The sequence below is a fragment of the Tropicimonas aquimaris genome, from assembly GCF_042676185.1.
Taxonomy (GTDB): Bacteria; Pseudomonadota; Alphaproteobacteria; order Rhodobacterales; family Rhodobacteraceae; genus Tropicimonas; species Tropicimonas aquimaris.
In genome coordinates this window covers 50,070-66,192 of the sequence record NZ_JBHTJT010000060.1, presented here as the reverse complement: position 1 = coordinate 66,192, position 16,123 = coordinate 50,070, and the positions used below count along the sequence as shown (strand labels likewise).

Below are 16,123 nucleotides of genomic sequence, written 5' to 3'. Positions count from 1 at the left end.
AGGGACTTGAAGATGAAGGCCTTTGTCATCGGCAACGTGGCTCTGGACGAGACACTCTCCATCGTGGATTTTCCCCGCCCCGGCGCGTCGATCTTCGGCGCGGCGCTGTCGCATGACCTGGGCGGGAAGGGGGCGAACCAGGCGATCGCCATGGCGCGGACCGGGCTCGCGTGCCGCTTTTCCGGGGCTGTCGGCCGGGACGGCCGCGGACAGGAGATCGCACGCCGGCTGGAGGCGGAGGCACTGGAGGCGCGGCTGGTCGAGATCGACGGCACCGCGACCGATTTCTCGATCATCCTGATGGCCGAGCAGGGGGAGAACGCCGTCATAACAACCCGCGAGGCGGCCGCCGCGATGACGCCGGAGATGGCCCGGGGCGCGCTCGACGGGGCACAGGCGGGCGACCTGCTGGTCATGCAGGGCAACCTCGGGGCAGAGACCACGCGCGCCGCGCTGGCCGAGGCCCGTGCGCGCGGCATGCGCACGGCGCTCAACCCGTCTCCGCTGCAACCGTATTTTGCCGATCTCTGGCCGCTCGTGGACAGCGCCTTCGTGAACGAGGGCGAGGCCGAGGCGCTCGGCGGGGTCGAGGCGATCCTGGCGGCGGGCGTGACCGATGTGGTGCTGACGCTGGGCGGGCAGGGGGCAGCGCTGATCCGGCAGGACGGCCGCATCGACGTGCCGGCCGAGCCCTGCACGGTGGTCGACACCACCGGGGCGGGGGATTGCTTCATGGCCGTCGCGCTGGCCTCGGCAGCGCTGCGCGGCTGCCCGCTGGACGCGCGCGCGCTCGGCCACGCCGCCCGCGCCGCGGCGCATACCGTGGCGCGCGCCGGCACCGTGAGCGCCTTTCCCGACCGGGCCGAGATGGCGCGTTTCCTCGCCACCTGACAGCCCGGCCGGACGCGTGCCTCAGCGTGCGACAAGCCAGCCGAACACATTCTGCCACAGCGTCGCGTATCCTTCCCATTCGCAGAAATCTGGCGAGAGCCAGTGCGGGCCGATGTCCGAGGTCCAGACGGCCGTGCGCCCCTTGCCATGGCTGCCGAGCACGAGCAGCGGATGGCCGCCCTGATCCTCGGGCAGTTTCGCCACGACCTCGGCGCCCTCGCGCAGCTCGACCTCGTTGACGCCGAGGATCGGCGGCCAGGCGGTGCCGGTCAGGCCGGCAACGGTCTCGTGGTCCGGTTGCACGATCTCGGCGATCGCGCCCTCGGGGATTTCCACGCGGTCATCCCAGGGCAGGCAGGTGACCGGCAGGACATCCTCGACCGGCGTCTTGCGCCAGCGGGCCTTGCCGTCGATGCCCTGGAAGGAGAAATAGCCGCCCATCATGATCAGGTTGCCGCCATCGGCGACCCATTGCTTCAGCATCCGCAGCCGGTTGGGCACGCATTTCGAGCGCAGCCAGACGTCGGGCGGCAACAGGAAGGTGTTGGCGCCGATGTCGGACAGGATGATGATGTCGTATTTCTCCAGCCCCTCGGCCTCGAAGGGGAATCCTTCGGCCGCCGCGTGGGCGGTCATCTGCTCGATCTCGTAGCCGCTGCCCGCCATGGCCTTCAGCAACGGCTCCGCGCCAGTGTGGAAATGGACCGACCCGAACTGGTCGAATCCCTTGTAGTGCGTTTCGGACGTGGTCCAGCTCTCACCGACCAGCAGCACTCTTGTGCTCATGACTGTCTCCTGTGTCTCAGATCGTCGCGTCAAAGACGCGGCGTGGGTTGGTCACCATCAGTGTTTCCAGCTGCTCCGGCGTGGCGCCGTGGCGCAGCAGCCGTGGCAGGAAGTGCCGGGCGACGAAGGCATAGCCGTTGCCGCCGTAACGGGTCAGCATCATCTTGATGAAGACGTCGTGCGAGAGCAGCAGGCGGTCGAGATAGCCGTGCTCGACAAGGCCCATGATCGCGCGGGCGACCTCGTCGTCGGAGGGGCATTGCACGCCCTGGTCGGCATAGAAGTAGTCCATGCCGATCATGTCGAACTCGATGAAGGCCCCGCGCGCGGCCAGCGTCGCCTGGTAGACGGGGTCCATGTGCGAGGGGTTCATGTGGCACAGCACCGTGTGGCGCAGGTCGGCCCCTTCCTCCTCGACGATATCGAGCACCTTGTGCGCCAGCCGGAACCAGCCCGGCAGGTGCACCATCAGCGGCAGCCCGGTGCGGCCTTGAGCCCGCGCCGCGCCGCGCAGAGATTTTTCCTCCTCGGGGGTGAAATCCGCCGAGACGCCGATCTCGCCGATCAGGCCAATCTTCGCATCGGTCCCGTCAACGCCCTCCAGCGCTTCGGCGACGATTTCGTCGGCGATGTCATCGGCGGTGATGGAGGCGACGCGCTCCGGCATGGACGAGGCGAGGTAGTAGCCCGCGCCCATGACGATCTGCACGCCCGTCTCCGCCGCAATCCGGCGCAGCTTGACCGGATCGCGCCCGATGCCGCGGCAGGTCGGGTCCACGATGCTGCGTCCCCCGACGGCGGCGAACTGCTTCACCTCGTCGATGGCCAGCTCCAGCTCGTCCAGCGAGATGTTGTGCTTGTTGACGAAGGGATCCTGCCGCAGCTCCGACAGGATCTCGATGGAGACGGGCGCCTCGGCGAGGTACTGGCGCTCCGGCTCCTGCGGCGGGTTCCACCAGCAGGAGCAGTCGTTCTGCAGGTGCTCGTGCATCAGCGTGTGGCCGAGCGCCGCCGACGGGATGGGCCCGTCGACGGTCATCACCCGGCCCGAGCCGATATGGCATTGGGACAGCTCGCTCATGCCGGTTTCTTTCTCGCGAAACGCCAGTTGCGGTCGAACAGGCGGGTGTTCATCCAGATTGCCACCAGGATGATCGTGCCCGTCACGATCTGGGTGAAGAAGGGCGAGATGTGCATCAGGATCAGCCCGTTGCCGATCACGGCGATGGTCAGCGTGCCGAGCACCGTGCCCAGCATGGAGGCTCGCCCGCCCATCAGCGAGGTGCCGCCAAGGACCACCGCGGCGATCACCTGAAGCTCGAACCCCTGCGCGGCGTTGGACGAACCCGAGCCGAGCCGCGCAGCGATCAGCATGCCAGCGATGGCGCTGGCCACGCCCGAGACGACGTAGACCGACGCCAGTACCTTCTTGGCCGGCATGCCGACGCGCCGCGCCGCTTCCATGTTGGAGCCCACGGCCACAACCTGCCGGCCGTACTGCGTGCGAAGCATGACGACGAAGCCGAGGATGGCGATCAGGATTGCGATCAGGGCCGGCACCGGAAAGCCGAGGATCTCGCCTCGCCCGAGCCAGAAGAAGCCCGCGGCGTCCCGGATCGGAATGGAATAGCCTTCGGTCAGGAGCAGGGCGAAGCCCCGCAGGATCGACAGCCCCGCCAGCGTGACGATGAAGGCCGGGATGCCCTGGTAGGAAATGAACCAGCCCTGCGCGCCGCCGATCACCGCGCCCGCGATCAGCATCAAGACGACGACCACGGGCCACGGGATGCCGGTTGCCATCAATATGGCTGCGAGCGCGTTGATCAGGGCGACCTGCGAGCCGACGGACAGGTCGATGCCGGCGGTGGTGATGACCAGCGTCATCGCCACGGCGACGATCAGGATCGGCGCCGCCTGCCGCACCACGTTGAGCAGGTTGCCCGAGGTGAGGAAGGTAGTGGTCATGGCGCTGAAGAACAGGATGCAGATCGCGAAGAACAGCGCGATGGAGAGCACCTGTGCGTGTTCGGACAGGTAGTCGGCCAGCCGGGAGCCAGCTTGCCGCTCGGTATAGGTCGCCATCAGTGGCCTCCCTTTCCGACGATGAGGTCGACGAGTTCCTGGAGATCGGTTTCGCCAATGTTGCGTTCGGCGACCTTGGTGCCTTCGTACATCACCGCCACCCGGTCGCAGACGCGGAACAGGTCCTGCATCCGGTGGGTGACGAGCACCACGGCCACGCCGCGCGCCTTGACGCGGTTGATGAGGGCCAGAACCGCCTCGACCTCCGCCACGGCCAGCGCCGAGGTCGGTTCGTCCATCAGCAGGATCTTCGGCTCGAAGCTGGCGGCGCGCGCGATGGCGATGGCCTGGCGCTGGCCGCCGGAAAGCTTCTCGACCTTGGCGGTCAGCCGGGGAATGCGGATCTCCAGCGCGGCGAGCATCTTCTCGGCCTGCGCGATCATCCGTTTCTGATCGAGGAACGGGCCGCGTTTCAGTTCGCGCCCGAGAAACAGGTTGCCGACCACGTCCACGTGGTCGCAGAGCGACAGGTCCTGGTAGACCATCTCGATGCTCAGGTCGCGCGCCTCGGACGGCGTGGAAAAGCGCACCTTGCGGCCCTCGAGCTCGATTTCGCCCTCGTCGGGGATGTAGGTGCCGGAGATCACCTTGGATAGGGTGGACTTGCCGGCAGCGTTGTCGCCGATCAGCCCGAGGCATTCGCCGGGACGGATGTCCAGGTCGACCCCACGTAGCGCCTCGTGCGAGCCGAATGTCTTGTGGATGTTTCTCAGCCGAAGGATCGGCTCGGCCGGGAGGGGGGCATCCCCCCTCCCTTCCGCAATTTGTGCCTCTGCCGCCATCATTAGAAGAGCGACCGGAAGTCGTCCACGTTCTCGCTCGTTACGATGGTTACCGGAACAGAGATCTCCTTCTCGACCTCGCCACCTTCGGAGAGCGTCATCAGCGCCTCGACCGCTGCCGCGCCCATCAGCGAGGGATCCTGCTGGATCACCGCCTTGACGTAGCCGGCGTCGATTCCGTCGATCACCTGCGCGGTGAGGTCCCAGCCGAAGATCGCCACGTCTTCCTGCTTGCCCTGGCTCTCTACGGCCGCTACGGCGCCCATCAGCGCGGGCTCGCCGGTGGCATAGATCGCGGTCAGGTCGGGGTTGGCAGTGATCAGGTTCTCGGCCGCGCCAAGCGCCACGTCTTGAATGTTCTGACCGTCAACTGTGCCGGCCACGGTGACCATGCCGCTGTCAAGCGCCCCCTCGAAGCCGTCCTTTCGGACGTTCTGGATGTAGGAGTTCAGAGCGCCGACAATGCCGAGCTTCGACTCGCCGCTCATGCTCTCGTTGTAATAGGCGGCGAGGTCCGCGCCGGCCTGGGCGTTGTCGACGCCGATCTGGGCGGCCTGCGGGCCTTCGGGCAGGATGGCGTCGATGGCGACAACCGGGATGCCTGCCGCGGCGGCCTGCTCGACCGCCGGCATGATGCCGTTGACGTCGATGGCGACGACGGCCAGCCCATCAACACCTTCCTGGATGTAGGTCTCGATGGCGCTGTTCTGGGCCGCGGAATCGTTGTTGGCGTTGAAGATCACCAGGTTCACGCCGGCCTCGGCAGCGGCTTCTTCGGCCCCACGGTTCATCTCGTTGAAGAACAGCGCCTGCTGGTTGATCTGGACCAGTGCAAAGGTCTTCGTTTCCTGGGCCAGGGCCGGCAGGGCCATGGCGCCGATCATCGTCGTGGCAAGAAGCGCGCCAAGCTGTCTGCGGGTAAGATGGTCAGTCATTTTCGTTATCCTCGCTGTTGAAGTTGCTCAGGCAGATCGGATCGGCGGCGCAACGGAATCCCGCTCGATCAGAGTGACAGGCAGCAGTTCCTCTTCTGGGAGCGTGCCGTCTTCTTCCGGTTTGTGATCGAGGAGCAGTTCAAGCGCGCGCTTGCCCAGTTCCCGGACCGGCTGCCGCACCGCTGTCACGGCCGGTGCGAATAGATGGAGGGGGCCCACATCGTCGAAACCGACGATGGAGACATCGTGTGGCACCGAGAGATTGGAGTCCCTCAGCACTTCGTACAGCCCTATCAGCAATTCGTCGGAGGTGGCGAAGATCGCCGTCGGACGGTTGTCGCCACGGGCAACGAAGGCCCTGGCGGCGACCCGTCCGGCCTCGAACGTGTAGGGGCCGCAGGCGCGCTCCACGCGGGCCGCGTCGCCCGCGATCTCGTGAACGCCCCGCAGGAAACCGGCATGGCGCCGGGCGCCGCTGATCATCTCGTCGACGCCGCCGATGAAGAGAAAGTGTCGGTGCCCGATCTCCGCGAGATGCCGTCCGGCCGCATAGCCTCCCGCCTCGTTGTCGCAGAACAGCTTGGGCACCCGGGTCGCCGGCACGTCCTCGTCGACCACCACGCATGGGCCGGCGGTGTTGATCTTGTCCGCCAGCGCGTCGTCGCCGGCATGGTTGGTGATGAAGATCAGCCCGTCGGCACGCCCCTGCCGGATGTGATCGAGATAGGAGATCTCGCGCTCGCGCCGGTTCAGCGTGGCATGGAGCGACAGCGACAGGTTGCGCCGGTCCGCCTCGGCCTCGACCGAGGCGACGAAGGTCGAGAAGAAGGGGGTGGAGATGTCAGGCACCATCAGCGCGATGGTTTCGGACCGCCCGAGGCTCAGGCGGCGGGCGTGTGCATTGGGGACGTAGTCGAGTTCCCGGATCGCGGTATCGATCGCCTCGGCAGTGCGTTTCGGCAGTTCGAGCGAGCCGTTGAGGTACCGCGAGACCGTCGTCTTCGATACTTTCGCTCGCTGTGCCACGTCCTGCAAGTTCGCCATGAGGCCCCGCTTTCGGTCGGTAAACCGGTTCAGTAAACCGGTACACAAAATCGGTAAGCCGAATCATTTCGGTCTGTAAAGACATTTCGCGAGAGCTCCGCACAGCCGGACATCGCCCGGTGGAAAATGCTGCGATGCTGCCTGGTCTTTGAGCCTGTCATGTATGAGGCTCGCCGAGGCCACCGCCGAAATCGGGACAAGGGACCAAGGTGTCTTCCGAGACCTTGAACGGATACGGGGAAGGGAGAACCGACCGGGCTTTGGGCGGGTGGTAACAAGGGTGCTCCTCCGGCGTTGCCTCATGACGTGACGGTGCAGGGCAGTGCCGTGCGACATCCACCTCTCCTGCACCACGTAAGTTGTCGGTATTCGATGGAAGTCGGGCAAATGAGCCGGTCATGGGCAGGCAAGACCGGCTCTCAAGTTCCGGAGCCCTGCCGAGTCCGGAGACATTGAGCGAGCGGGCCCCATGCCAGTGTCCGGTCCTCGCCGGCAGAGCTTCGGTGTCGCACCGCCCGCGTGTCTGGCTCGGGCAAGTGGCCGGCCGATCCAGCGCCACTGGACGCCTCTGACGCTTCGAACTCCCGGCTGACCCGAACGGCGGAAGCGCCGCGCTCGGTCATCAGTTTCGCGGCTGCGAACATGAATCGACACAAAGCGTTCGTCTCACCATCTGTAGCCGGTCCGGTGTCGATGAATTGGACAGCAAGTCACACCACGCGCAATCGGGCACCGGGAGAGAGCGTCGCCAAACGGATCATGCGCAGCGTCGCGGCTTGTTTTCAGGGGTTTGCCCGGTCCAGACTGCGTCAGGCGAGACAAATGGCCGGCTACCTTGGCAGTTTGCCTGCCGCGTGACCGCGGAGGAACGGATTTGAACGACAGCGGACGGGGCACGTCGAAACAGCCCAAGGTCAAACTGCGGGACGTGGCCCGCACCGCGGGAGTCTCTGTCGCGACGGTCAGCCGTGTGATCAACGACGCCCCGACGGTGACGGCCGACACCAAGGCACGGATCAACGCGGTGATCCAGGACCTTGCGTACACGCCGAACCCGCTGGCAAAGGCGTTGAACTCCGGTCGCACTAGGACGGTCGGCGCGGTCATCTCGACCTTGGATCACGCGATCTTCGCGCGGTTCCTCAAGGCGTTGGAGGTGGCGCTGGACCAGCACGGTTACTCGCTCGTCGTTGCCTCGACCGAAAACGACAAGGACAGGGAGCTTCGTCGCGCGCGGTCGTTCCTCGAGATGGGGGTCGAAGGGCTGATCCTGTCCGGCGGCGACCACGGGGACGAGTTCCGGCAACTGACGGAGCGCTACAACGTGCCGGTGGTCCTGACCTCGATCTTCGACCCCGGCGCCGACTACCCGACGATCGGTTACGACAATGCCGAGCTGACCGGGTTCGCGATGCAGCATCTTGTCGACACCGGGCACGGGAAAGTCGCGGTCATCCACGGGCCCGCGGCGGAGAACGACCGGGCTCGCGCTCGGATTGCCGCCGCGGAGGCCTTTGCCGGGCGGTGCGAGATCCGCATGATCGAGGTCGAACTGAGCGAGGAGGGCGGGGCGGAGGCGGTCCGAAAATGCGCAAAAAAGGAGCGAGATGCCCGATGCCTTTTTCTGCTTGTCCGACGTCATCGCGCTCGGCGCATTGTTCGAACTGGCGCGACAGGGGATCTCGGTACCCGACGACGTCTCCGTGGTTGGTTTTGATGACCAGCCATGGACCAGCCATGCCAGCCCGGCGCTCACAACGGTTCGGGTCCCGGTGCTGGAGATGGGCGAGGCCGCGGCGCTTGCCCTGGTCCGAAATCTCGAGGAAGGCCGCCCTGTCGAGCCGCTCAAGCTCGACGGGGCGATCGTCCTGCGGGGGTCGACCGCGAAGCGGAGCTGACGGGTATCCGGCCAGGGGGGAGAGGCCCGGCCACCGCGTCAGCCCCGCTTGCCTGTCACGATCCTGTCCAGGATCAGCGCGCAGAACAGAATCGCCAAACCGGCGAGGATCCCTTGTCCCGCCGCCGCATATTGCAGCGCCTCGAGCACGTCCTCACCAAGCCCCTTGGCGCCGATCAGCGATGCAACGACGACCATTGCCAGCGACAGGAGGATGGTCTGGTTCACCCCGTCCATGATCGTCGGCGCTGCGAGGGGGGTCGACCTTGCAGAGCAGGTAGTGGGCGTCGCGCCGAAAGCAAGCGCCGCCTCGCGGACCGCTTCGGGAACCTGCTGAAGGCCGAGCACCGTGAAGCGGATCACCGGCGGGCTGCCGAAGATCATGGTGGCCACCACGCTCGCGGGCTTGCCGGAGCCGATGAAGGCCACGACCGGGATCAGGTAGACGAAGGAGGGCATCGACTGCATGAAATCGAGTATCGGACGGACGATTGCGAAGGCACGGGGGCGCCGTGCGCAATAGATGCCGAGCGGTATGCCGAGCGTGATCGAGATCAGCGCCGCCGCGCCGAGCAGCGCCACCGTCGTCATCGCCTTTTCCCAGAAGCCGAGCAGGCCGAGATAGGCGAGCGCCGCCCCGGTGAAGATCGCCACGCGCACCCCGGCGGAGAGATAGGCCAGCATTATGACCACGGTCGCCACCACCGGTCAGGGCGTGTCGACGAGCAGCACCTCGATCCAGTCGAGCAGCGTCCGCATCCCGAGCGTCAGGCCGTCGAAGAACCCGCGACCGGCGGTCTTGGTCCAGTCGAACGCCGCCTGCACCCCGTCACCCACGTCGAGACGCCAGTTGCGGTTGGTCGGAAAGGTCTTGAGGAGTTCGATGGCATCGGGCTGGGCGAACTTGATGGCCGACAGGCCGATGACCGGCACGGCAAGGCCGAGCGCGACCGCCAGCCGCTCGGTGGACCAACCATGCGTCACCTGCCGGTCCGAGCGCCAACGCGCGAACTGACCCTCCAGCGTCCAGTTTGCCAGTGCGTCCTGCAGGAGCTTGAACGCGGCCAGGATTGCGAGACCGCTGAGGATGTAGACCATCCCGGTCGAGTCCGCGGTCGCAGCGGCGGCCTCGGCGTCGACCAGCGCGCCCTCGAGCGAGGCCGCCGCCCGTTTCAGCGCGTCCAGCGTGGCCGCGCCGGATTCCTCGGCCTTGGCAATCTGCTGCTGGCGCAGCTCCAGCGTCTCGGCGATCCGGTCCGCCCTTTCGCGGAACTCGCGGCCAAGGTCGCCGAAGAGGCCGCGGCCGATCTGGATGAAGGCCAGCGTCTCGAGCAAGAGGAAGCCGAGGAACCACGACCAGAGCCCCCGCGCGCCGAACCAGATAGGACCGAGCAGGGCGGCCGCCTTGTTGAAGGTGAAGCGAAAGCCCGGGGCCTCCATCATGTAGGCGAAGGCCCGGCAATAGTAGTCCTCGCTGCTGCCGACGAATTCCTTCACCAGCGCATTGAGCCGTTCGGCGGTATCCGGTCTGATCTCTGCCATGACGCCTTCCTACGCGTGGTTTTTCTGGATCGCCCGGATCAGGCCGGGGCGGTTGATGACGCCGACGGTCTGGTCGTCGTCCTTGACGCGCAGGATGCCGTGGCCGTGCCGTCGATCAGCAGTTCCCGGCCGCGCTCCAGGCCGTCGCTGCGAAAGGCCATGAAGTCCGAGCATTGCTGCCCGTCCACGTCTATGATCTGAACGAGGTCCCTGGCGACCAGCTCATATGCCTTGGCGGTGGCGCGGCTGATGGTAAATTCGTCCTTCACGTCACCAAGCGGCGGCGGCAATCTCAGGGAGTTTGGGCGCGCGGGCTGGTGAGATATAACCGCAGGTCCCGGCGCCTTACCCGAAATCAGCGTCTCCGTGGGCTCCGCGTTGACGACCTAGACCGTGCATGCGGCGGTCGATTTACGATGGTCTCGCCGTGCGCTTCGATTGTTGCGCCGACCCAGGAGCCGACACCGCCTCCACCCATGGCCGCGATCCAGCCCGCCAAGGGAGCACTGTCGAACGCGTTTGCGTCAATTCGTGCGGTCTCCGAAAGACCGAGCAACTGAAGTGCGGTCTCTCCGGTCGGGCCGAACGCAAGGAGCGACAGCCCGCTGCCTGCCGGAGCCGATAGCGAAAGGAGATCGCCAGTTTCAAGATCGACTCGGGCTGCCGCGCGGGCGGGCAATGTGACCGTGCGGGTCGCGTTTGCCTCGCCGAAGCCGGGAAAGGAACGCCGGTCGCTCCTGAAGCCGATGTTGTCTACTGTCCGTATGGTGTCGAATGCGACCATTCGCGGCTCTCTAGTGCTAATGTAACCGGTTACAATTCTGAGTTCCATGGTGTCGGTCAGCCAAGGACCTCTTGAAGATGCTCCGGTCTGCGAACTGGCAGACGCACAATTTGAAGGCACTTCTGTCAGCGATCTGCCTTTCAGGCACCAACGAGCCCGCCCGATCGCTCGAGAGGGCATGGCCCGGGACGGGAAATGCAGCATAGACAGAAGACGCCGTAAACGGCGGGGCAGGGAGGTGCCTTGGGAACACTGACCGTGCACGCTGCGACCGAAAAAGCCGCGGCTGGTGTCGCCGAGTTGTCTGTCTGCGGAACCTGTTGGCCGTGTCCATTCGCTTGGCGCCCAGTCCGGGCCGGACCTGATCCGTTTGCGCCCTCGCGGCCGTGCAGGGAGTGCATGGCGGCCAGTCCGAAATGCGCAATATGCCTCATTGCGCATATGCTATTTCGGACATATGCATGGACCATGCAAGAGTTCATGACCGCCATCTCCGATCCGACCCGCCGTGCCGCCCTCGCCATCATCTGGGATGGGGGCGAGCATTGTGTCTGCGAACTCATGGCCAAGCTCGAGGCCACCCAAAGCCGGATGTCACGGCACATGAAGGTGTTGCGGGAGGCAGGGATCGTCACCGACCGGCGTGATGCGCAGTGGGTTCGCTTTCGCCGGAACCCCGAACTCGCGCCGGAACTCGTGGCCGTCATCGACGCGGTGCTGGTCGCGGAACGCAGATCTGAAAGGAAAGTTGCATGACCGTCGAAACCCATGTCCAGGCTCCGCACGGCCGGGATGCCTCCGACTGGCTCTGGTACGCCGGCGTGCTGGCAGCAGGTGGCGTGCTCTACCTTCTCTACGGGCAGTTGATCCCGTTCTCGGAATGGGTGACATCGCTGTTTCCGGTCGCCCGCGACAGCCACACCGGCGAGGCAATCGCCTTTTTCTTCTACGATGTGCCCAAGGTGCTGTTGCTGCTGACCGGGATTGTCTTTGTCGTGGGGTTTCTGCGCAGCTGGTTCAGCCCGGAAAAGACCCGCGCGATCCTCGCCGGACGGCATCATCTCTGGGGCTACCCGCTCGCCGCGCTGCTTGGCGTGTTGACGCCCTTTTGTTCCTGCTCCTCGGTGCCGCTCTTCATCGGGTTCGTCTCGGCCGGAATCCCGCTGGGCGTGACCTTTTCCTTCCTGATCGCCGGGCCGATGGTCGGACCGGTGGGTCTCGGGCTGCTTTACGGGCTGGTCGGTTGGCAGGTCGCCACAATCTACTTGGTCTTCGGTTTCACCATCGCCACCGTCGCGGGCTTCGTTCTGGGCCGGATGGGGCTGGAGAGATATCTGCAGGACTGGGTGCGCGAGATGACAGCGGGCCCCGTCGGCGATCTTCTCGAAGAACACCTGACGCTGGTGGATCGGATGAAGATCGGCGTTGAACAGGTGCGCGAGATCGTCGGCAAGGTCTGGATCTGGGTCCTGTTTGGCATCGGCATCGGCGCGGCGATCCACGGCTATGTGCCCGAGGCGATGATGCTGAAGATCATGGGCGGCAAAGCCTGGTGGTCGGTTCCCGCAGCTGTCGTGGTTGGCGTGCCCATGTACACCAACGCCGCCGGCGTGATCCCGATCGTCGAGGCGCTGCTGGGCAAGGGCGCGGCGCTCGGCACGACGCTGGCCTTCATGATGTCGGTGATCGCGCTGTCGCTGCCCGAGATGATCATCCTCAAGCAGGTGCTGACCTATCGACTGATCGCGATCTTCATCGCCGTGGTGTCGATGGGCATCCTCGCCACCGGCTTCCTGTTCAACGTCCTTCTGTAAACGCCGCGCGAACCCAGCATCCTCAGAAAGGATATCACGATGAAAACCGTCAAGGTCTACGGCCCCGGCTGCAAGCGCTGCGAAACCGCCGAAGCCATGGTCCGGAATGCCGCCGCGAAGCTTGGTGTCGCGGTCGATGTCGAGAAGGTCACCGATCCCAAATCCATCGCCATGGCCGGTGTCATGTCCACGCCCGGCATCTCGGTTGACGGCAAGCTCGTCCATGCCGGCGGCCTGCCGGACGCGGCCCGGCTGGAAACCTGGCTTGTGGACTGACAGGGCTCCGTCCTTATCAAGGTCGTTGCGGCGTTCGCATCAAGAAGAGCGCGGCTGTTACGGCGTTCTTGCAAGGCCGATGCCAGGCAGGGCGCCCGCGCCGCTAGAACGTGCGATCGATGCCGAGATAGCTGGCCAGCGCCGGCGGCGGGGAACGCAAAAGTTCGGCTGTCGGTTCGGGGGGCGTCACCACGCCATCCGCGACAACCGCCGCCTCATTGGCGATCCGGGCGGCGTCCTGTGGGTCGTGTGAGACCATGATCACCTGCAGGCCATTCTCGGCGGCGACCTCGGCCACAAGGTCGAGCATCTCGAACTTGAGGGCGGGGCCAAGCGCCGCGAAGGGCTCGTCGAGCAGCATCAGCGGGCGGGCTTGCAGCAGCACTCGGGCCAATGCCACGCGGCTCTGCTGGCCGCCGGAGAGCTCGGCGGGTTTCCTGTGCTCGTACCCGGGCAGGCCGACGCGGGCGAGCGCCTCGGCGATCCGGTCGCGCGCCTCGCGCGTCGGGCGCCCGCGGGTCAACGCGAGCGCGAGGTTCCGGGTCACGTCGAGATGGGGAAAGAGGTTGTTGTCCTGAAAGAGCATCGCCACCGGGCGTTCCATCGTGGCGCGGGGCGTGATCTCTTTGCCGCGCCAGATCACGCGCCCGTCGGTCGGGGGCGTGAAGCCGGCGATGGTGTTCAGCAGGGTCGACTTGCCGGCGCCCGACGGGCCGAGGAGCGCGGTGATCGGCGCGGTGAAGGTGATGTCGGCCGAAAGTTCGAAGTCACCCTGTACAAGTCTCAGGCGCTCAAGTTGCAGCATGCAGGCGACCTCCCCGGTCGAAGACCCAGAACAGCCCGAGGCTGAGGGCCAGCAATAGCAGCGCCGCGGCCCGCGCGCTCTCCATCTGGTAGCTGCCCATCAGGCGATAGATCTGCAGGGGCAGGGTTGAGTTGTCGCCATCGGCAAAGAGCGTGATCACCCCGAGGTCGCCCATGGAGAGCGCCGCCGTCAGGCCGGCGGCGAAGCCGAGGGGGCGGCGCAGGCGCGGCAGGTAGACGATGCGCCAGAGGTGCCAGCCGCTCAGGCCAAGCGAGGCGGCGAGGCGCCCGTAGTCGCGGCGCGCACCCTCCAGCCCCGGCCTAAGGATCCGGATGACGAAGGGCAACGCCATGAGCGCGTTGACCAGCATCGTCACCGGCAGGGCGGCGTCCCCGGGGCGGATGACGGGTTGAAGAAGCAGGAAGTACCCCGTGCCCAGTACCAGTCCGGAGACGGAGATGCCCATGAGTGCCGCCGTCTCCCCCGCGCCGGTCAGCAACGGCAGCGCCAGTGCGAGGGTCAGGGCAGTGGCACCAAGGGCGAGCGCGAGCGACCGGGCGGCTGCGGCCCAGACCTCGGGTGGCATCTGTGCGAGACCGGGCAGGCCGGCGAGGGCGACGGAGAGAAGCGGCAGCAGCAGGAAACCCGCCGCCAACGTGATCCAGAGGCTGTCGGCCAGACGGGCCGCGACGCCGGTTCCGTCCCAGCGGTCGATCTGCCGGTCGAGGCCCACGCCGAAGCCGCCTTTCGGAGCGAGGCGCAGGGCGAAGGCGCCCGCGGCCAGCCCGAGAGCCAGTTGCAGCGCGGCGAGGGTCGCAGCCTTGCCGAGATCGAAATCGAAGCGGAACGCCTGGTAGATGGCGAGTTCCACGGTGGTCGCGCGCGGCCCGCCGCCGAGCGTCAGCGCCACGGCGAAAGAGCCGAGACAGATCACGAAGATGACCGTGAAAGCGCCGGGGCAGATGCGGCGCAGCATCGGCCATTCCAGCACCCGCCAGACCGGCGCGCCGAGCGAGGCCGCGAGCCGGAAGCGTTCGGCCGGGATGTCCTGCCAGCCCTGGAGCAACAGGCGCACCGCCAGCGGCAGGTTGAAGAAGACATGGGCGAGGATCACGCCGTGATATCCGTAGATATCGAGCCTCGGCAGGCCGAGTGGCGCGCCGATCTGGTTGATCAGCCCGCGTCCGCCGAATACGGCCAGCAAACCGAGGATCGCCACGATGACCGGCAGGATGAAGGGCGCGCCCATCAGCGCGATCAGCGCAACCCGCCCCGGAAAGCTGCGGCGGGAGAGCGCCCGCGCCACCGGCACGGCCAGCGCGACCGAGAGCCCGGCGGAGAACGCCGCCTGCCAGAGCGTGAAGCGCAACGCCGCCCAGTCGGCCGGCCCGAGCGTTCCCGGGCCGCCCCCGCGCCAGAGCACCGCGGCCACGGGGAGGAGGACCATCCCCGCAACCAGCGTTGCAGTGCTTATTGCGACAGCGCGCTGCGCCATGCCTCGATGGCCTCGTCCCGCATCGCCGCGGCTTCATCCTCGCTGTAGAACAGCACCTTTTCGGGGACCGGCAGGTCCTGGAACCCGTCCGGCCAGGCGTCCTTGGGGAGTGCCGCCGGGAAGGACCAGTTGGAGGTCGGGATCATGGACTGGAACTCCTCGGTGAGGATGAACGCCATGAACTGGTCCGCGAGGTCGGGATTGTCTGTCCCGGCCAGTTTCGCGGCCAGTTCGACCATGAAGTAATGTCCTTCCTCGAAGATCGCCGCCGACTTTGTCAGGTCTTCCTCTGCGATGATGTGATAGGCCGGCGAGGTCGTATAGCTCAGCACCATGTCGGCCTCACCATCGGTGAACATGCCGTAGCTCTCGGACCAGCCCTTGGTGACGGTCACGATCTTCGGTGCGAGCTTGGCCCAGGCGTCAGCGGCCTCGTCGCCGTAGACGTGGTTCACCCAGAGCACCAGCGCCAGGCCCGAGATCGAGCTGCGCGGGTCCTGGATCACCAGCCGCAGGTCGTCCGGCGCCTCCAGCAGCGCGTCGAAGCTGGTGAGCGGCTCGGTGATCTTGGTATTGTCATAGATGAAGGCCGTGTGTGAGTAGTTGAACGGCAGGAACGTGTCGTCCGACCAGTCGACCGGCAGCGTCAGCGCCGACGTGTCGAGCCCATGCGGTGCGAAGAGCCCGCTTTCGCGCGCCTTCTTGGTGATGTCGGAGTTGAAGCCGATGGCCACGTCGGCCTCGGTCTTCTCGCCTTCGAGCAGCAGGCGGGGCAGCAGTTCACCGGTCTTGTAGACGAGGTCGCAGCCGCAGCGTTCCTCGAAGGCCGTCTCGATGCCGGGACCGGGGCCCCATTCGGAGGCGAAGTAATCGGGTGCGTAAACGGTGAGTGTGGGCGTCTCGGCCACCGCGGAGGTGGCGAATATCAGGCCCGCAACAAGAGGATATGCCTTCATGGCAGACTCCTTGGGTTGTGGGCGGAGTTTGGAC

At 66.2% G+C, this 16,123-nt stretch carries 18 protein-coding genes; 6 read left to right on the top strand and 12 right to left on the bottom strand.

The window, feature by feature from the left end; translation table 11 throughout:
* Positions 1-12 precede the first annotated feature (12 nt).
* Positions 13-891, top strand: a complete 879-nt coding sequence (locus ACFQ2S_RS23595) for a PfkB family carbohydrate kinase (RefSeq protein WP_386078853.1) — start codon at positions 13-15, stop codon at positions 889-891.
* A 21-nt stretch (positions 892-912) separates the two neighbouring features.
* Here ACFQ2S_RS23595 and ACFQ2S_RS23590 read toward each other — a convergent pair whose 3' ends face one another.
* The 6 genes from ACFQ2S_RS23590 to ACFQ2S_RS23565 are packed head-to-tail and all read right to left on the bottom strand — an operon-like array spanning position 913 to position 6,520.
* The gene (locus tag ACFQ2S_RS23590) at positions 913-1,677 is read right to left on the bottom strand and encodes a glutamine amidotransferase (protein WP_386078850.1); all 765 of its coding nucleotides are present in this window, start codon (positions 1,675-1,677) and stop codon (positions 913-915) included.
* A 16-nt stretch (positions 1,678-1,693) separates the two neighbouring features.
* On the bottom strand, positions 1,694-2,758 hold the full coding sequence (locus ACFQ2S_RS23585; RefSeq protein ID WP_386078847.1) for a phosphotriesterase family protein: 1,065 nt from the start codon (positions 2,756-2,758) through the stop codon (positions 1,694-1,696).
* The gene (locus ACFQ2S_RS23580; RefSeq protein ID WP_089234794.1) at positions 2,755-3,759 is read right to left on the bottom strand and encodes an ABC transporter permease; all 1,005 of its coding nucleotides are present in this window, start codon (positions 3,757-3,759) and stop codon (positions 2,755-2,757) included. The genes ACFQ2S_RS23585 and ACFQ2S_RS23580 overlap by 4 nt, the downstream gene beginning before the upstream one ends.
* Positions 3,759-4,544 carry an ATP-binding cassette domain-containing protein gene (locus ACFQ2S_RS23575; RefSeq protein WP_386078844.1) on the bottom strand — a complete coding sequence of 262 codons (786 nt, stop codon included), beginning with the start codon at positions 4,542-4,544 and terminating at the stop codon, positions 3,759-3,761. The genes ACFQ2S_RS23580 and ACFQ2S_RS23575 overlap by 1 nt, the downstream gene beginning before the upstream one ends.
* Positions 4,544-5,476, bottom strand: a complete 933-nt coding sequence (locus ACFQ2S_RS23570) for a substrate-binding domain-containing protein (RefSeq protein WP_386078841.1) — start codon at positions 5,474-5,476, stop codon at positions 4,544-4,546. The genes ACFQ2S_RS23575 and ACFQ2S_RS23570 overlap by 1 nt, the downstream gene beginning before the upstream one ends.
* A 27-nt stretch (positions 5,477-5,503) precedes the next feature.
* The gene (locus ACFQ2S_RS23565; protein WP_386078838.1) at positions 5,504-6,520 is read right to left on the bottom strand and encodes a LacI family DNA-binding transcriptional regulator; all 1,017 of its coding nucleotides are present in this window, start codon (positions 6,518-6,520) and stop codon (positions 5,504-5,506) included.
* A gap of 874 nt (positions 6,521-7,394) precedes the next feature.
* Between ACFQ2S_RS23565 and ACFQ2S_RS23560 the strand changes: the two genes are divergently transcribed.
* Both ACFQ2S_RS23560 and ACFQ2S_RS23555 read left to right on the top strand, forming a co-directional pair.
* The gene (locus ACFQ2S_RS23560) at positions 7,395-8,237 is read left to right on the top strand and encodes a LacI family DNA-binding transcriptional regulator (protein WP_386078835.1); all 843 of its coding nucleotides are present in this window, start codon (positions 7,395-7,397) and stop codon (positions 8,235-8,237) included.
* Complete coding sequence (locus tag ACFQ2S_RS23555; RefSeq protein WP_386078833.1) at positions 8,128-8,418, top strand: substrate-binding domain-containing protein; 291 nt, start codon at positions 8,128-8,130, stop codon at positions 8,416-8,418. The genes ACFQ2S_RS23560 and ACFQ2S_RS23555 overlap by 110 nt, the downstream gene beginning before the upstream one ends.
* Before the next feature lie 38 nt (positions 8,419-8,456).
* Here the strand turns inward: ACFQ2S_RS23555 and ACFQ2S_RS23550 are convergent, their stop codons facing one another.
* From ACFQ2S_RS23550 to ACFQ2S_RS23540, 3 genes are read right to left on the bottom strand one after another with little or no spacing between them, the layout of a single operon-like run.
* The gene (locus ACFQ2S_RS23550) at positions 8,457-9,101 is read right to left on the bottom strand and encodes an ABC transporter permease (RefSeq protein WP_386079377.1); all 645 of its coding nucleotides are present in this window, start codon (positions 9,099-9,101) and stop codon (positions 8,457-8,459) included.
* A 24-nt stretch (positions 9,102-9,125) separates the two neighbouring features.
* On the bottom strand, positions 9,126-9,959 hold the full coding sequence (locus tag ACFQ2S_RS23545) for a DUF2628 domain-containing protein (RefSeq protein WP_386078831.1): 834 nt from the start codon (positions 9,957-9,959) through the stop codon (positions 9,126-9,128).
* Between the two features lie 9 nt (positions 9,960-9,968).
* Positions 9,969-10,133: a hypothetical protein gene (locus ACFQ2S_RS23540; protein ID WP_386078828.1), complete on the bottom strand. Its 165-nt coding sequence runs from the start codon at positions 10,131-10,133 to the stop codon at positions 9,969-9,971.
* 1,090 nt (positions 10,134-11,223) lie between these two features.
* Between ACFQ2S_RS23540 and ACFQ2S_RS23535 the strand changes: the two genes are divergently transcribed.
* From ACFQ2S_RS23535 to ACFQ2S_RS23525, 3 genes are read left to right on the top strand one after another with little or no spacing between them, the layout of a single operon-like run.
* Positions 11,224-11,499: an ArsR/SmtB family transcription factor gene (locus ACFQ2S_RS23535; RefSeq protein ID WP_386078825.1), complete on the top strand. Its 276-nt coding sequence runs from the start codon at positions 11,224-11,226 to the stop codon at positions 11,497-11,499.
* On the top strand, positions 11,496-12,557 hold the full coding sequence (locus ACFQ2S_RS23530) for a permease (protein WP_386078822.1): 1,062 nt from the start codon (positions 11,496-11,498) through the stop codon (positions 12,555-12,557). The genes ACFQ2S_RS23535 and ACFQ2S_RS23530 overlap by 4 nt, the downstream gene beginning before the upstream one ends.
* 39 nt (positions 12,558-12,596) lie before the next feature.
* Positions 12,597-12,833: a thioredoxin family protein gene (locus ACFQ2S_RS23525; protein ID WP_386078819.1), complete on the top strand. Its 237-nt coding sequence runs from the start codon at positions 12,597-12,599 to the stop codon at positions 12,831-12,833.
* 103 nt (positions 12,834-12,936) lie between these two features.
* Here ACFQ2S_RS23525 and ACFQ2S_RS23520 read toward each other — a convergent pair whose 3' ends face one another.
* The 3 genes from ACFQ2S_RS23520 to ACFQ2S_RS23510 are packed head-to-tail and all read right to left on the bottom strand — an operon-like array spanning position 12,937 to position 16,089.
* Positions 12,937-13,638, bottom strand: coding sequence for a thiamine ABC transporter ATP-binding protein (locus ACFQ2S_RS23520; RefSeq protein WP_386078816.1), 702 nt, complete (start codon positions 13,636-13,638; stop codon positions 12,937-12,939).
* A complete protein-coding gene (locus ACFQ2S_RS23515; protein WP_386078813.1) occupies positions 13,625-15,133 on the bottom strand; it encodes an ABC transporter permease subunit in 1,509 nt (502 codons plus the stop codon). The genes ACFQ2S_RS23520 and ACFQ2S_RS23515 overlap by 14 nt, the downstream gene beginning before the upstream one ends.
* Positions 15,109-16,089 carry a thiamine ABC transporter substrate-binding protein gene (locus ACFQ2S_RS23510; RefSeq protein WP_386078811.1) on the bottom strand — a complete coding sequence of 327 codons (981 nt, stop codon included), beginning with the start codon at positions 16,087-16,089 and terminating at the stop codon, positions 15,109-15,111. Before ACFQ2S_RS23510 ends, ACFQ2S_RS23515 begins: the two co-directional genes overlap by 25 nt.
* Between the last annotated feature and the right edge of the window lie 34 nt (positions 16,090-16,123).

Excerpts from the sequence above, each read along its gene's own strand:
- ACFQ2S_RS23595 (WP_386078853.1), top strand. The coding sequence starts at position 13 with ATGAAGGCCTTTGTCATCGGCAACGTGGCTCTGGACGAGACACTCTCC.
- ACFQ2S_RS23590 (WP_386078850.1), bottom strand. The coding sequence starts at position 1,677 with ATGAGCACAAGAGTGCTGCTGGTCGGTGAGAGCTGGACCACGTCCGAA.
- ACFQ2S_RS23585 (WP_386078847.1), bottom strand. The coding sequence starts at position 2,758 with ATGAGCGAGCTGTCCCAATGCCATATCGGCTCGGGCCGGGTGATGACC.
- ACFQ2S_RS23580 (WP_089234794.1), bottom strand. The coding sequence starts at position 3,759 with ATGGCGACCTATACCGAGCGGCAAGCTGGCTCCCGGCTGGCCGACTAC.
- ACFQ2S_RS23575 (WP_386078844.1), bottom strand. The coding sequence starts at position 4,544 with ATGATGGCGGCAGAGGCACAAATTGCGGAAGGGAGGGGGGATGCCCCC.
- ACFQ2S_RS23570 (WP_386078841.1), bottom strand. The coding sequence starts at position 5,476 with ATGACTGACCATCTTACCCGCAGACAGCTTGGCGCGCTTCTTGCCACG.
- ACFQ2S_RS23565 (WP_386078838.1), bottom strand. The coding sequence starts at position 6,520 with ATGGCGAACTTGCAGGACGTGGCACAGCGAGCGAAAGTATCGAAGACG.
- ACFQ2S_RS23555 (WP_386078833.1), top strand. The coding sequence starts at position 8,128 with ATGCCCGATGCCTTTTTCTGCTTGTCCGACGTCATCGCGCTCGGCGCA.
- ACFQ2S_RS23550 (WP_386079377.1), bottom strand. The coding sequence starts at position 9,101 with ATGCTGGCCTATCTCTCCGCCGGGGTGCGCGTGGCGATCTTCACCGGG.
- ACFQ2S_RS23545 (WP_386078831.1), bottom strand. The coding sequence starts at position 9,959 with ATGGCAGAGATCAGACCGGATACCGCCGAACGGCTCAATGCGCTGGTG.
- ACFQ2S_RS23540 (WP_386078828.1), bottom strand. The coding sequence starts at position 10,133 with ATGCTCGGACTTCATGGCCTTTCGCAGCGACGGCCTGGAGCGCGGCCG.
- ACFQ2S_RS23535 (WP_386078825.1), top strand. The coding sequence starts at position 11,224 with ATGACCGCCATCTCCGATCCGACCCGCCGTGCCGCCCTCGCCATCATC.
- ACFQ2S_RS23530 (WP_386078822.1), top strand. The coding sequence starts at position 11,496 with ATGACCGTCGAAACCCATGTCCAGGCTCCGCACGGCCGGGATGCCTCC.
- ACFQ2S_RS23525 (WP_386078819.1), top strand. The coding sequence starts at position 12,597 with ATGAAAACCGTCAAGGTCTACGGCCCCGGCTGCAAGCGCTGCGAAACC.
- ACFQ2S_RS23520 (WP_386078816.1), bottom strand. The coding sequence starts at position 13,638 with ATGCTGCAACTTGAGCGCCTGAGACTTGTACAGGGTGACTTCGAACTT.
- ACFQ2S_RS23515 (WP_386078813.1), bottom strand. The coding sequence starts at position 15,133 with ATGGCGCAGCGCGCTGTCGCAATAAGCACTGCAACGCTGGTTGCGGGG.
- ACFQ2S_RS23510 (WP_386078811.1), bottom strand. The coding sequence starts at position 16,089 with ATGAAGGCATATCCTCTTGTTGCGGGCCTGATATTCGCCACCTCCGCG.